Here is a 14,467-nt window from a genome sequence, read left to right on the forward strand (position 1 = left end):
TATCAATAAATTAATCACCAAACCCACGCTTCCATTCGGTTTTCAGGCCAACAATCATTAAGATAAAAATACCACTCATTTTGCTATCTCTTACCTGCTTTTTCAGTGGTTTGCGCTGAAAAAATAGTGTAACTTAAATCACACTATTTTTTCACCACCTGAGAGCCGCCATGAAAAACATCGAGATGTCATCAAAACTCGATAATGTCTGTTACGACATTCGAGGCCCAATCTTAAAACATGCCAAACGCATGGAAGAAGAAGGGCAAAAAATATTAAAACTCAATATTGGCAACCCCGCCCCATTTGGTTTTGATGCCCCTGATGAAATCTTAGTTGATGTAATTCGTAACCTACCTACTTCTCAAGGTTATTGTGACTCCAAAGGCATTTATTCTGCGCGTAAAGCGGTCGTACAGCATTATCAAAAATTAGGGTTACGTGATTTAGAAGTTGAAGATGTCTATATCGGCAATGGTGCTTCCGAGTTGATCGTAATGTCACTGCAAGCCTTACTGAATAATGGTGACGAAATATTAATTCCTGCGCCAGATTATCCATTATGGACAGCTGCCGCATCACTCGCAGGTGGTAAACCGGTTCATTATATTTGTGATGAATCTTCCGATTGGTATCCAGACTTAGACGATATTAAGAAGAAAATCACACCAAATACTCGTGGTATTGTGCTGATAAACCCCAACAACCCAACCGGTGCGGTATACAGCCGAGACTTTTTGATACAAGTCGTTGAGATTGCACGTCAACATGGACTGATTATTTTTGCTGATGAAATTTACGATAAAGTTCTCTATGACGGCGCAACCCACACTTCAATTGCCACGCTAGCTGACGATGTTTTAATGGCAACCTTCAATGGCTTGTCTAAAGCTTATCGTGTTTGTGGTTTCCGTGGTGGTTGGATGTTCTTAACTGGCCCTAAACACTTAGCGAAAGGCTATGTGGACGGCCTCGATATGCTCGCGTCAATGCGACTATGTGCCAACGTACCAATGCAACACGCGATTCAAACGGCGCTAGGTGGTTATCAAAGTATTAATGAATTACTCTTACCTGGTGGACGCTTATTGGAACAACGAAACAAAGCGTATGAACTAATCACACAGATCCCAGGTATTACTTGTGTCAAACCCAAAGGGGCAATGTATTTATTCCCAAAAATAGACACTAAAAAATACAAGATTAAAGATGATGCCAAGATGGTGCTCGATTTCTTAATTCAAGAAAAAGTGCTGCTGGTTCAAGGTACTGGCTTTAACTGGAAACAACCCGATCACTTCCGCATTGTTACCTTACCTCATGTGGAAGATTTAGAAATCGCGATTGGCCGCTTTGAACGATTCTTATCGACCTACTCTCAATAATTATGCCTCAGGCTTCAGCTCTCAAACTGAAGCCTGATTTGTATTCTTCTCAAGCATCTAAAATGGCAGGAGGCCGTATGAATACCGATAGCAATTCTCTCCCTAACTTATTAACGCCATCTTCAACACTAGAACAACCAAGTCACTTCTTTGCGCATCTTGCGCGGATGAAGCTAATTCAACGCTGGCCATTAATGCGTTCAATCTCAGCTGAGAACATTTCCGAACATAGCTTACAAGTTGCCTTTGTTGGTCATGCTTTGGCGATCATAAAAAACAAAAAATTTGGCGGTAAGTTAAATCCTGAACGTATAGCATTACTCGGCATGTACCACGATACAAGTGAAGTATTAACTGGTGACTTGCCTACGCCAGTGAAATACCACAACCCTGAAATTGCAAAAGAATATAAGAAAATTGAATTAGAAGCAGAAAGAAGATTAGTGTCGATGCTGCCTGAAGAGCTACAAGAAGATTTCGCCCCTTTTCTGATTAGTGATGCTATGAATCCTGAAGAACAAGCGATGGTGAAACAAGCCGATAGCTTATGCGCTTATTTAAAATGTTTAGAAGAGCTTTCGGTTGGTAACCATGAATTCGAACAAGCTAAAGCACGCTTATTACTAACCTTGAAAGAACGTGAAACACCTGAAATGCGTTATTTTTTAACCGTTTTTGCACCAAGTTTTGAGCTAACCTTAGATGAAATAAGCTAATTAAAAACGTTGATGAGGAAAAACATGTCTAAACCATCTTCTGCATCCAAACCATCTAATACACCCGTCAATACTGCGATGCTCGACATTCCTAATAACATAGCTTGGCAAGCTCGCATGAATAACGAGCAAAAATTAAGACGGAACGATCACCGTGATGCATTTCAACGCGATCGAGCACGAGTTCTTCACTCTGCCGCTTTTCGTCGCTTACAAGCCAAAACTCAAGTGCATAGCACCGGACATAATGATTTCTACCGCACTCGCCTAACGCACTCTTTAGAAGTATCTCAAATAGGCACCGGAATCTTAGAACAAATAAAACGTAAACAACCTCAATACTCAGAGATATTACCCGATTCTAGTTTAGTCGAAACACTATGTTTGGCGCATGATATTGGTCACCCTCCTTTTGGTCACGGCGGTGAAGTAGCACTCAACTACATGCTTCGTCACCATGGTGGATTTGAAGGTAATGCACAAACTTTCCGTATTGTTAGCCAACTCGAACCTTATACTGAAAACAACGGGATGAATCTCGCGCGACGTACCTTATTAGGACTACTAAAATACCCAGCGTTAATTAGCCAAGTACAGTCTTCGATACGCCCACCTGATATCACTACACCACGGCAACTAAAAGCTCAAGACTGGTTACCTGCAAAAGGAATTTATGACATTGACCAAGAGTTTTTAAAATGGGTACTTGAACCATTATCCCTTCGTGATCAAGCTGCACTTTCAACTCTACGCCCAAAATTTTTAAACCCAGAGCCTGAAAACACTCCACCTTATGCTCACCATAAAACTCGCTTTAAATCCTTAGATGGCTCTATCATGGAATTAGCCGATGATATTGCTTATGGCGTGCACGATTTAGAAGATGCCATCGTATTGAATATGATTTCTCGTAAACAATGGCAAGAAGGTGCGGCCAGTCAATTAGCCGAATGTGGTGATGAATGGTTTGAGAAAAATATAGATACATTGAGCGAAAAGCTCTTTTCAGATAAGCACCACCACCGTAAAGATGCAATTGGTGGAATCGTCAACGCCTTACTAACCAGTATTAACCTAGACACCGTTAATTCTGACCAACCTTTTGATACTCCTTTACTCAACATCAACGCTTATATGGATGCGCCAGTTGCTCATGCCCTAGAAGTGTTTAAGCAATTTGTTTTTAAAAATGTCATTTATGTCCCAGAAGTTCAGCAATTTGAATATAAAGGACAACAAATCATTATGGATATTTTCGAAGCATTAAATGCCGATCCAATGCGATTATTACCAAATGCAACGAAGGAAAAATGGCAACAAGCAGAGAATGATCACCAAGGTGGCACTCGAGTTCTAGCCGATTACATTTCAGCGATGACCGATGGTTACGCACAACGAATGCATCAGCAATTATTTTCAGCGATTTGATCAACTTACTTATAATTTTTATCAAACACACCATCGGGCATTTGCGATATATGAAAATCCACCATTTGCTCGAAAGCGTGAATCAGTGGTGAAAAGTCCACAGAAGGCTCTATCAATTGCAAACCATAATACCCAGCTTCAACTGTAGAAAGATGTTGTATCGACGGAGCTTTACGGATGCGATAATTTCCCTCAAGGTTCTCTGGCAATTGAACTCGAACGAAAGAATGAAGGTTGGTAGATAGCTGCCAAATTTTATACGCTTTCTTCCAAGTCCCATCGAGTAGAATTAAACGTTTTTTTGATTTTGTTAAATGAGTCTGTTTAAGTTGAGTCACGGTTTGCGTTTTCTCAACACTATATTGCCCTATATTATTTGGCTTCAAACTATATTGTTGAAGCCAATCATCAATCTCAATACTCTCAGCACCTGGATATAAAACCGCAGATTCTACATCCGCATCATCTAACAATGAATTGAGATCATTATGCTGACTAAAGTCTTCACCAACAAAACACACACAATTACTTAAGCTTAATGCTAAAATCTTAGCCGTTCCCATCGGGCGTTTTGCTTCAGATGGATGCTGTAAGATCACGACTTCAGTCTCATTCGAAATAAAGGTGATCCACCGGCAAATACAAGCAAGGTTCGCTTTACCACATTTTAGACAATATCGAGACATAAGGACGTTATTTGTTCCGTACACTGGTTATTATAAGTGCCGCCATGGCGATATTTCAGATCCCTTTATTACAAACTTGGATGCAATGGGACAGTAACTTAATTGCATCTGGACAAGTATGGCGGATCGTAACAGGAAATTTCACTCATACCAATATCTATCATTTAGGGATGAATCTGATTGGCTTATGGCTAATAACGTCTATATTTCGCTCAGAGTTTCACACACAAACCTTTATCTGGCTTGTCATGTTTCTTTCCACATCCGTTGGTCTACTATTACTCACAACTTCCACTCAAGTCTATGTGGGTTTATCTGGAGTGTTACACGGCATATTTGGCTTCTATGCAATGAAAGAATGGCGAGGTGGCAATAGAGCGAGTTTATTCTTGGCTATTGGATTAGTTATCAAAATACTTTGGGAGCAGATGCTAGGATCACCGACAGACAGTGAACAATTGATTGGGGCAAACGTCGCGATTAATGCTCACTTATTTGGCACAATTACAGGATTTATCTTAGCTTTGACTCCAATAGATAAAGTATTAAAAAGAACACCTAGTAATATGTGAAGTACTCCCTACTAAGTGCCCTTTTATTATTTTCGTTCTAATTCTCAAGTGGGTTTATATATTGGCATGTTCATTTATTGAAAACTTGATGTTAATTAAAGCAAAATACGGTCTTTATTTTTATCAATGGTTGACTGTCCGATCCCTTTCACCTGCTTTAATGATTCCATATCTTTAAACTTACCGTGTTCTTTTCGATAATTAATAATATCTTGCGCTTTCTTATCACCAATACCTTTAAGCATTGTCGCAATTTCAGTCGCATCAGCCGTATTAATATTAACGGTAATGGCGATACCTTCATGCTGTACATCCGCATTCTCAGCAATCGCCATTCCTGCTGGCATTAACACCGTGATAAGCAATAAACATAAACTTGATAACATTCGCATAGACTAGCTCTTCTCTTTTAAAAAATTGAAGCGCCAGATTAAATCAACCAACGATGTAATTTTGTCTCAAAAATGGACTTGAGACAGACCACATAACAATAAGTAATTAACTAAAATAATAATTACAACTAGCTGAACCATACGGAAATATAAATAAATCGAAAATTTAAGTTAATCGCTAAGAAGCAAAAAGGCTGCGTAGGGCAGCCTTTCATTATTTATTGAATATTCACAGACTACAATTGAAGGCTATTGCTCTTCTTGTAATGCCTTATATTCAATAGAAGTATTTTCACGTAATCCAGCAATAATCGCCGTAATATCTTGTTGATTATTCAACTTCAATAATTGGCCGCCAATTTGCTGTGCATATTGGTCATTATTCTCAATAGTTACTTTATTTAACTTAATCACGACAATGTTACCTTGCTGATCGCGAGACTGGCCATAAACAGCTTTATCACCATTAGGATGCGGCATAGCATAAACACTTGAGGCAAGAGGTGAGCGTCGATCAATCATCTCCACATCACCAAAGCTAACATGCTGTGCAGCTAAAACTGATTCATCCCCACCTTGAAGTGCTTTGACCATTTTTTGGGCCGCCGCTAATGCATCTTGCTCACCTTTTGTTTTCGCAACGCTTTGTTGAACTTTAGCGTGTACTTCTTCAAGTGGCAGAACCATTTCTTTACGTACATCTTCAACGTGGACAACGACAACATGTTCAGGAGCGACTTCTAATACTTCAGAGTTCAAACCATCTTGTTTAACGTCTGCACTTTCTAATGCTTTAGTTACACTTTGAGATTGTAAAATTTCAGGGGAGTTATCAGCCGAAATATAATCTGTTTTCTGTACTGTTCCGTTAATCGCTTTCGCCGACTCACTTAATGAATCTGGAGATTCAAATGCTACGGACTCAAGTTTAGTTTGCAACTTGTAGAATTGGTCAACGGCCTTTTCATCTAATAAATCAGATTTAATGCTAGCCACTACTTCTGAGTATGGTTTAGCTTGTGCTTGTTTTACATCTTCAAGCTCAATAATGTGATAGCCAAAATCAGATTTAACGATTTCAGAAACATCACCTTTTTCTTTCAAATCAAAAGCAGCTTTCTCAAACTCAGGATCCATCACACCTTGTTCAATCCAACCCAAATCACCACCAGATTTTGCACTTCCGATGTCTTCTGAATTTTCTTGAGCAAGCGTAGCAAAATCAGCACCGCCTTTTAACTTAGCTAAAATAGACTCGGCTTTCGCTTTATCATCTTTAATTAAAATATGTGCAACCTTACGTTGACCTTTAGATGAAAACTTATCTAAATGCGCTTGATAGTATTTTTGGGCTTCTTCATCCGTGATCTTAATAGATTTCTTTAACTGCTCAGCTGAAAGTTCCAGGTAAGATACTTTCATTTGTTCTGGGCGAGTATAAGTATCTTGATGGGCTGAATAATAAGCTTTAATTTCATCTTCAGACACCTTGGCCTTTTTAGAAAAATCAGCCACATTCAATACAAGAGATTGAATCTCGCGTTGTTGAGTAATCAGTTTACTCTGGATGCTAATTTCAGTTGGAAGTACAAATTCACTTCCTTGTAGTGCGGTCACGACTTGATTACGCAATAAATCCTTACGTAAATACTCAGCAAAACTGTCCGCCGAGAAACCAGCACGACGTAATGTTGCAGCATAACTATCTTGATCAAACTTCCCATCTTTTTGGAATTGAGGCATCGTCAAAATCAAATCGCGCACTTGTTTATCACTGATACGCAAGTTCAATGATTCGGCATACTGCTGTAGCAATACATCATTGATCATTTGGTCTAAGACACTTTTACGAAATGATTGTACGTATTGGGGGTCACCCATCATTTGGGAAAAATAATCACCCATTTGTGATTGCATTTGATTACGCTGATTTTGATAAGCTTGCTCAAATGACCCACGGTCAATTTCTGTATGACCCACTTTCGCGGCAACATTGCTACCGCCAGTGACTAAATAACTGCTTACACCAGCAAATACAAATGAAAGGATAATTAACCCTAAAATAATTTTAATTGCGATGCCATTTACGCCTTCGCGTAGTCGATCCATCATAGTCTGATTGCTCTCTAGATACTGACTGATACCAGCATGAATACCACGCTGACAAAATGAAAAATATTACATTCGATAATATCAGAAAAAGAAAAGCGCACCAGTAAGATGCGCCTTTTGATAGTGAAAGATTGAGGTAATTCGAAAAACCTAACCTAAATTATCTTTAAATCGAACTAATTATGCGTTGCAAGCATCTTTTAGTGCTTTACCAGCTTTAAAAGCAGGCACTTTAGCTTCAGAAATTTGGATCTCTTCACCGGTTTTTGGGTTACGACCTGTGCGAGCGGCACGAGTACGTACACTGAAAGTACCAAAGCCAACGAGTGCAACTTGATCTTCTGATTTCAATGTTTCTGTTACTGCTTCAATAAATGCGTCTAATGCACGACCAGCGGCGGCTTTAGAGATATCTGCGTCACCAGCAATTTTTTCTACTAATTGAGTTTTATTCACTTGTTGTTCCTCTCTTTGCTACTTACAAATATAAGCAGTGTTTCGTTCCATAAAATGAAATTGCAATATTTAGACTGAGCCTTTATTACTTTAAGTCTTTATGACTAGGCGGCTCAGGTCTATAGAGACTTAACTTAGCCTTGAAAAAAAACGCTGACAAGTACTTTCCGACCTGTCAGTGTCAAACTTTTAGCTAAATTTGTTTAATATCACTACTTTGTGATATCAATCACACAACCAGAAGGATCATTTTCGAGAGCTAAGACTAAAACTTCATCTAACCACTGCACTGGTTTCACGACTAAGTCTGCGATGACGTTCGCTGGAATGTCTTCAAGATCACGTTCATTCTCTTTAGGAATAAGAACCATTTTTATTCCACCACGATGCGCCGCCAGTAATTTCTCTTTCAAACCACCAATCGGCAATACTTCACCACGTAAAGTAATTTCACCTGTCATAGCAACATCCGCTCGTACTGGATTCCCAGTTAAACTAGAAACAAGAGCAGTACACATACCAATACCTGCACTTGGGCCATCTTTTGGCGTTGCACCTTCAGGGACATGAACATGGATGTCACGCTTTTCATAAAAATCAGGATTAATACCTAATTTCTCAGCGCGAGAGCGCACTACGGTCATTGCAGCTTGAATGGACTCTTGCATCACATCACCTAGCGAACCAGTATAGGTAAGCTTACCTTTGCCCGGCATAGATTGAGTCTCGATTGTTAATAAATCGCCCCCCACTTCTGTCCAAGCAAGACCCGTAACTTGACCAACACGGTTACTATCATCAGCCTTGCCATAGTCACAGCGTTGCACACCAAGATAGTCTTTCAAGTTATCCATATTAACGGTGACTGATTTCAAGTCTTTATCTAGTAAGATATTCTTGACGGCCTTACGACAAATCTTAGAAATCTCACGCTCCAAACTACGAACACCAGCTTCACGGGTGTAATAACGGATAATCCCGATAATAGCGGAATCTTCAATTGTGATTTCATGAGGTTTTAGCCCATTACGTTCAATTTGTTTATCCGTTAAATGTTTCTTAGCAATATTCAGCTTTTCATCTTCGGTATAACCAGAAAGGCGGATCACTTCCATTCGATCCAATAATGGACCCGGAATATTCATTGAGTTTGATGTTGCCACAAACATAACATCTGACAAATCGTAATCCACATCGAGATAATGGTCGTTAAACGTATTATTTTGTTCAGGATCAAGAACTTCAAGTAATGCTGATGATGGATCACCACGCATGTCTGATGCCATTTTATCAATTTCATCCAGTAGGAATAATGGGTTTTTCACGCCCACTTTAGACATTTTTTGAATTAATTTACCAGGCATAGAACCAATATAAGTACGACGATGGCCTCTGATTTCGGCTTCATCACGCACACCACCTAAAGCCATACGTGTGTATTGTCGACCTGTTGCCGCAGCAATAGAGCGGCCCAACGAGGTTTTACCTACACCAGGAGGACCAACCAAACATAAAATTGGGCCTTTTAATTTATTAATTCGGTTTTGAACGGCTAAATATTCCAAAATACGTTCTTTAACACGTTCTAAGCCGTAATGATCTTCATTTAGTACCGCTTCTGCTTTCGCTAAGTCTTTTTTCACCTTGGAACGCTTGGCCCAAGGCACGCCTACCATCCAATCGATATAACTGCGCACCACAGTCGCTTCCGCAGACATTGGTGACATCATCTTTAATTTTTGAAGTTCTTGCTCCGTTTTCTCACGAGCTTCTTTTGGCATTTTGGCATCAGTGATCTTTTTCTGCAGAGCTTCAAACTCATCAGGCGCATCATCCATATCACCGAGTTCTTTTTGAATAGCTTTCATTTGCTCATTCAAATAATACTCTCGCTGAGACTTCTCCATTTGCTTCTTAACACGACCACGAATCCGCTTTTCAACTTGCAATATATCGATCTCAGATTCCATCATACCCATGAGGAATTCCAATCGCTCAACCACATCTGAAATTTCAAGCACTCGCTGCTTATCATTTAGTTTAAGTGGCATGTGCGCTGCAATTGTATCGGCTAGTCGCGCGGCGTCATCAATGCCATTTAGCGAAGTCAAAACTTCAGGTGGAATTTTACTATTTAGCTTAACAAAACCTTCAAATTGGTTAATAGCGGTGCGAACGATCACCTCTTGCTCACGCTCATCAACTTTAGGTGTTGCTAAAAACTCAGCATCTGCCATGAAAAATTCATGCTCAATAAAAGCATGTACTTTGGCTCGTTGCTGACCTTCTACTAAAACTTTCACTGTGCCATCTGGCAATTTTAATAGTTGTAAAATAGTGGCAACAGTACCGGTTTTAAATAAATCATCGGTACTCGGCTCATCAGTTTCCGCTTCTTTTTGCGCAACTAATAAAACTTGCTTATCATTTTCCATTGCGGCTTCAAGGCACTGAATCGATTTTTCTCGGCCCACAAACAATGGGATAACCATATGGGGATAAACCACGACATCTCGTAAAGGTAATACGGGAATCTCGATACGCTCGGAACGCTCCAAGTTCATATAATTCTCTCTATTCCGTTTGTACTAAATTGAGTTTTTTACACTAATGAAAGATATATGGGGACTAACTTGCTAGATTCAATAACATAAATAAAAAAAGGAGGCCGCAGCCTCCTTTCTTATATTATTTGCTATTTCTAGCCGTATTACTCAGAACTTGCGATCTGGTTTTCAGCATTTTGATAAATCAACAGAGGTTCAGATTCCCCTTTAATTACAGATTCATCAATCACAACTTTGGTCACATCTTTCGTTGATGGCAGCTCATACATAGTCTCAAGTAGAACTGACTCCAAAATTGATCGAAGACCACGAGCACCGGTTTTACGATCCATCGCTTTTTTCGCTATTGCTTTCAACGCATCTTCACGGAATTCAAGCTCTGCACCTTCTAAGTCAAATAAAGCACCATACTGTTTCGTAAGGGCATTTTTGGGCTTGCAAAGGATTTGGATCAGCGCTTCTTCATCCAGCTCTGTCAACGTAGTAGTGACAGGCAAACGACCAATGAATTCTGGAATCAAACCATATTTGACCAAATCTTCTGGTTCAACTTGTTTGAATAATTCACTGACTGTTTTACTTTCATCTTTACTACGTACATCGGCGCCAAAACCAATGCCGGTTCCGACAGCAACACGTTGCTCAATGACTTTATCCAAGCCAGAGAACGCACCACCACAGATAAACAAGATTTTAGACGTATCGACTTGCAAAAATTCTTGCTGAGGATGCTTACGACCTCCTTGAGGTGGAACCGAAGCAACCGTGCCTTCAACCAGTTTCAATAATGCCTGTTGAACACCTTCACCAGAAACATCACGAGTGATTGATGGATTTTCTGCTTTACGAGAAATCTTATCAATTTCATCAATGTAAACAATACCACGCTCCGCTTTAGAAACATCATAATCACATTTTTGCAGTAGCTTTTGAATGATATTTTCAACGTCTTCCCCTACATAACCGGCTTCGGTCAATGTAGTTGCATCCGCCATCGTAAACGGCACATCAAGGAAGCGAGCCAGCGTTTCGGCCAATAAAGTTTTACCACTACCGGTAGGACCGATAAGCAAAATATTACTTTTACCTAATTCAACGCCATCTTTTGTTTTGTCGCCATTACGTAAGCGCTTGTAGTGGTTATATACCGCAACAGAAAGTACTTTTTTAGCGTAATCTTGACCAATAACGTAATCATCTAAGTGTTCACGAATATCTTTTGGTGTTGGTAACGCTTCAGCTTCTTTCTTTGGTACAACATCCTTCACTTCTTCGCGAATAATGTCATTACACAAATCAACACATTCATCACATACGTATACGGAAGGACCTGCGATCAGCTTGCGAACCTCGTGCTGGCTTTTACCGCAGAAAGAGCAATACAGCAGTTTTGTACTACCACCCTCTTTGCTTTTATCTGTCATTCGCTATCCTCTTAACCTTTAATTCTTTTTTCAGTCTACAACAATTTACCTTGAATTGCTTATTACAAGGTGAATTGCTTATGCTGGGCGATTACTTAAAACCGAATCCACTAAACCATAATCCACTGACTGCTGTGCAGACATGAAGTTATCACGATCAGTATCGCGCTCAATCACTTCTAATGGTTGGCCTGTATGCTCTGCAAGTAAACCATTCAAACGTTGCTTGATGGTTAAAATTTCTTGTGCATGAATTTGAATATCTGACGCTTGACCTTGGAAGCCACCAAGTGGTTGGTGAATCATCACTCGTGAATTTGGTAAGCAGAAACGTTTACCTTTTTCGCCACCAGCCAATAGGAATGCACCCATTGAACATGCTTGCCCCATACATACAGTGCTCACATTTGGTTTGATAAACTGCATCGTGTCATAAATAGACATGCCCGCCGTTACACTTCCGCCTGGTGAGTTAATGTATAAGAAAATATCTTTATCTGGACTTTCTGACTCTAAAAATAATAATTGAGCCACAACCAAATTCGCCATGTGATCTTCTACTTGGCCAGTCAAAAAGATAATACGTTCTTTTAATAGACGAGAATAGATATCGTACGAACGTTCACCGCGAGAAGTTTGCTCTACCACCATTGGTACCAGCGCATCAATAATTGGAGACATTGTATTATTTACTTGGTAGCTCATATTCCGCTTTCCCTGTAGTGGATTTATAATCACTGCAATTGATAATCATCATTACTATTAACTACAAAAGTTAGTACTAACCATGAATAAATATTAGCAATAGCCTATTAATCATAAACCTATAAGCCCGCTATTAACAGCCAGCTATAAAAAATAAATGGCTCGAATGAACGCCTCATTTGAGTGTCATATCGAGCCATTGTTATGCTTACAACCTAGAATAAAATACATAGGTTTAGGCATCATAAAGAGCAAATACACTTACTCTTTACACCTGCAACAGGCTTAAAAAATTAAGCTGGTTGTTGCTGGTTCATTAGTTCATTGAAGCTCACTTCTTTATCAGAAACATTCGCTTTAGCAATGATAGCCTCGATAGCTTGATCTTCTAGAGCAACATTACGAATGTTATTCATCATTTGCTCGTTTTGCTCGTAGTAAGCAATTACTTCAGATGGATCTTCATAAGCCGTTGCCATTTCTTCGATAAGTGCTTTAACACGCTCATCATCCGCTTTTAGCTCTTCAGCTTTGATCACTTCACCAAGAAGTAGGCCAACTTTAACGCGACGTGCTGCTTGCTCTTCAAACAATTCACGTGGTAATTGAGCCGCAGCTTCTGGATTGCCGCCGAAACGTTGAGACGCTTGTTGACGTAGAACTTCAATTTCTTGATCGATAAGTGCAGATGGTACGTCCATTGCATTTTGTTCAACCAAACCATTAATAGCTTGCTCTTTAATACGGCCTTTAATCGCTTGCTTAAGCTCACGTTCCATATTTTTACGAACTTCAACTTTCAGTGCGTCAATGCCGCCTTCAGTTACGCCAAATTTAGAAACAAACTCATCAGTTAGCTCAGGAAGCTCACGAGTTTCAACTTTGCTCAATTTAATATCGAACTTAGCTGATTTACCTTTTAAGTTTTCTGCGTGGTAATCTTCTGGGAAGTTCACATCAATAGAGAATTCTTCGCCTGCTTTCTTACCTAATACACCATCTTCAAAACCAGGAATCATACGTCCTTGGCCCATTTCTAGAGGGAATGCATCCGCTTTTCCGCCTTCAAATGCTTCACCATCGATATAACCTAGGAAATCGATAGTTGCACGAGAGCTTTCAGAAACAGCTTCTTGAACTTCAGCCCAAGTAGACTGTTGCTTACGAAGTGTTTCAATCATTTCGTTAACGTCTTCATCTTTTACTTCTACTGCTGGTTTCTCAACAGTGATGTTTTCAAGACCTTTAAGCTCTACTTCTGGGTAAATTTCAAATGAAGCAGTAAATACGATGTCTTTACCGATTTCATTTTGAACTGGAGCGAATGTTGGCGCACCAGCTGGATTAATTTTGTCTTTAACGATAGCTTCGATAAAATGACGGTGCATTACTTCGCCCATTACGTCTTGACGTACAGACTGACCGAACATTTGTGCAACCATTTTCATTGGAACTTTACCTTTACGGAAACCATCAAAACGACGGGTTTTCGCAATTTTTCGTAGTTCAGCAGTTACTGCATCTTCGATGTTAGCAGCAGGAACAGTAATAGTAAGACGGCGTTCTAGGCCTTCTAGAGTTTCAACAGTAGATTGCATTATATATAAACCTCAAAACTGGCTCAGAAATCTGAGCGTATGAGTCGAGCCAGTTGCACCAATTGGGCAGAGCTCAACGTCATTCCTTGTGTGGCGTTCAAATGAACACTTAAAATTAGTGAGTATCAACTATCTTTTAATAAGAAGTATCGCTCTATGGCAATAACCTCACTAACCAATAATTGAACTAATGAATGAAGCCTTCTACAGAAACATGGCTAAAACGCCATACTCTTTTTAGCAAAGGCCTCTCCTATTAGTCTCAGAATAAAGAGTCTCAGGATAAAATTCAGACGCGCCATTCTAGCGACATGAATAGAGCCTGTCGAGCCAAGAGCTAAATTCTCACGGTGACATTTCACCTTTTTTCGTTATTTTTTTAACGAGAGCGAGAATGATCACGTTTCAGAAGTGGGGACATAAGGA

12 protein-coding genes are annotated in these 14,467 nt (G+C 39.7%); 4 read left to right on the forward strand and 8 right to left on the reverse strand.

The features are described from left to right. Nucleotides 1-170 precede the first annotated feature (170 nt). The 3 genes from HC725_RS00650 (at nt 171) to HC725_RS00660 (ending at nt 3,529) form a co-directional block, all read left to right on the forward strand. The gene (locus HC725_RS00650; RefSeq protein ID WP_190329830.1) at nt 171-1,385 is read left to right on the forward strand and encodes a pyridoxal phosphate-dependent aminotransferase; all 1,215 of its coding nucleotides are present in this window, start codon (nt 171-173) and stop codon (nt 1,383-1,385) included. Between the two features lie 77 nt (nt 1,386-1,462). Beyond that, nucleotides 1,463-2,101, forward strand: coding sequence for a 5'-deoxynucleotidase (gene yfbR, locus HC725_RS00655; protein WP_190329831.1), 639 nt, complete (start codon nt 1,463-1,465; stop codon nt 2,099-2,101). 78 nt (nt 2,102-2,179) lie between these two features. Beyond that, entirely contained in the window at nt 2,180-3,529 is a 1,350-nt protein-coding gene (locus HC725_RS00660) for an anti-phage deoxyguanosine triphosphatase (protein WP_190329998.1), read from the forward strand. Nucleotides 3,530-3,534: 5 nt separating this feature from the next. Here the strand turns inward: HC725_RS00660 and HC725_RS00665 are convergent, their stop codons facing one another. After that, nucleotides 3,535-4,215, reverse strand: coding sequence for a tRNA-uridine aminocarboxypropyltransferase (locus HC725_RS00665; RefSeq protein WP_190329832.1), 681 nt, complete (start codon nt 4,213-4,215; stop codon nt 3,535-3,537). A gap of 11 nt (nt 4,216-4,226) precedes the next feature. Between HC725_RS00665 and rrtA the strand changes: the two genes are divergently transcribed. Continuing rightward, complete coding sequence (rrtA, locus tag HC725_RS00670; RefSeq protein WP_238928390.1) at nt 4,227-4,787, forward strand: rhombosortase; 561 nt, start codon at nt 4,227-4,229, stop codon at nt 4,785-4,787. Nucleotides 4,788-4,882: 95 nt separating this feature from the next. On the opposite strand, the gene HC725_RS00675 is transcribed toward rrtA, so the two are convergent. From HC725_RS00675 to tig, 7 genes are all read right to left on the reverse strand, one after another. Next, nucleotides 4,883-5,179, reverse strand: coding sequence for a ComEA family DNA-binding protein (locus HC725_RS00675; protein WP_190329833.1), 297 nt, complete (start codon nt 5,177-5,179; stop codon nt 4,883-4,885). Between the two features lie 249 nt (nt 5,180-5,428). Beyond that, on the reverse strand, nt 5,429-7,291 hold the full coding sequence (ppiD, locus tag HC725_RS00680; protein WP_190329834.1) for a peptidylprolyl isomerase: 1,863 nt from the start codon (nt 7,289-7,291) through the stop codon (nt 5,429-5,431). Between the two features lie 180 nt (nt 7,292-7,471). Then, the gene (locus HC725_RS00685; protein ID WP_190329835.1) at nt 7,472-7,747 is read right to left on the reverse strand and encodes an HU family DNA-binding protein; all 276 of its coding nucleotides are present in this window, start codon (nt 7,745-7,747) and stop codon (nt 7,472-7,474) included. Between the two features lie 212 nt (nt 7,748-7,959). After that, the gene (gene lon, locus HC725_RS00690) at nt 7,960-10,311 is read right to left on the reverse strand and encodes an endopeptidase La (RefSeq protein ID WP_190329836.1); all 2,352 of its coding nucleotides are present in this window, start codon (nt 10,309-10,311) and stop codon (nt 7,960-7,962) included. Nucleotides 10,312-10,457: 146 nt separating this feature from the next. Then, the gene (gene clpX / locus HC725_RS00695) at nt 10,458-11,738 is read right to left on the reverse strand and encodes an ATP-dependent protease ATP-binding subunit ClpX (RefSeq protein WP_190329837.1); all 1,281 of its coding nucleotides are present in this window, start codon (nt 11,736-11,738) and stop codon (nt 10,458-10,460) included. 78 nt (nt 11,739-11,816) lie between these two features. Further along, nucleotides 11,817-12,443: an ATP-dependent Clp endopeptidase proteolytic subunit ClpP gene (clpP, locus tag HC725_RS00700; protein WP_190329838.1), complete on the reverse strand. Its 627-nt coding sequence runs from the start codon at nt 12,441-12,443 to the stop codon at nt 11,817-11,819. A 293-nt stretch (nt 12,444-12,736) separates the two neighbouring features. Then, a complete protein-coding gene (gene tig / locus HC725_RS00705) occupies nt 12,737-14,041 on the reverse strand; it encodes a trigger factor (protein WP_190329839.1) in 1,305 nt (434 codons plus the stop codon). Between the last annotated feature and the right edge of the window lie 426 nt (nt 14,042-14,467).

The sequence above is a fragment of the Vibrio sp. S17_S38 genome, assembly GCF_014694375.1.
Classification (GTDB): Bacteria; Pseudomonadota; Gammaproteobacteria; order Enterobacterales; family Vibrionaceae; genus Vibrio.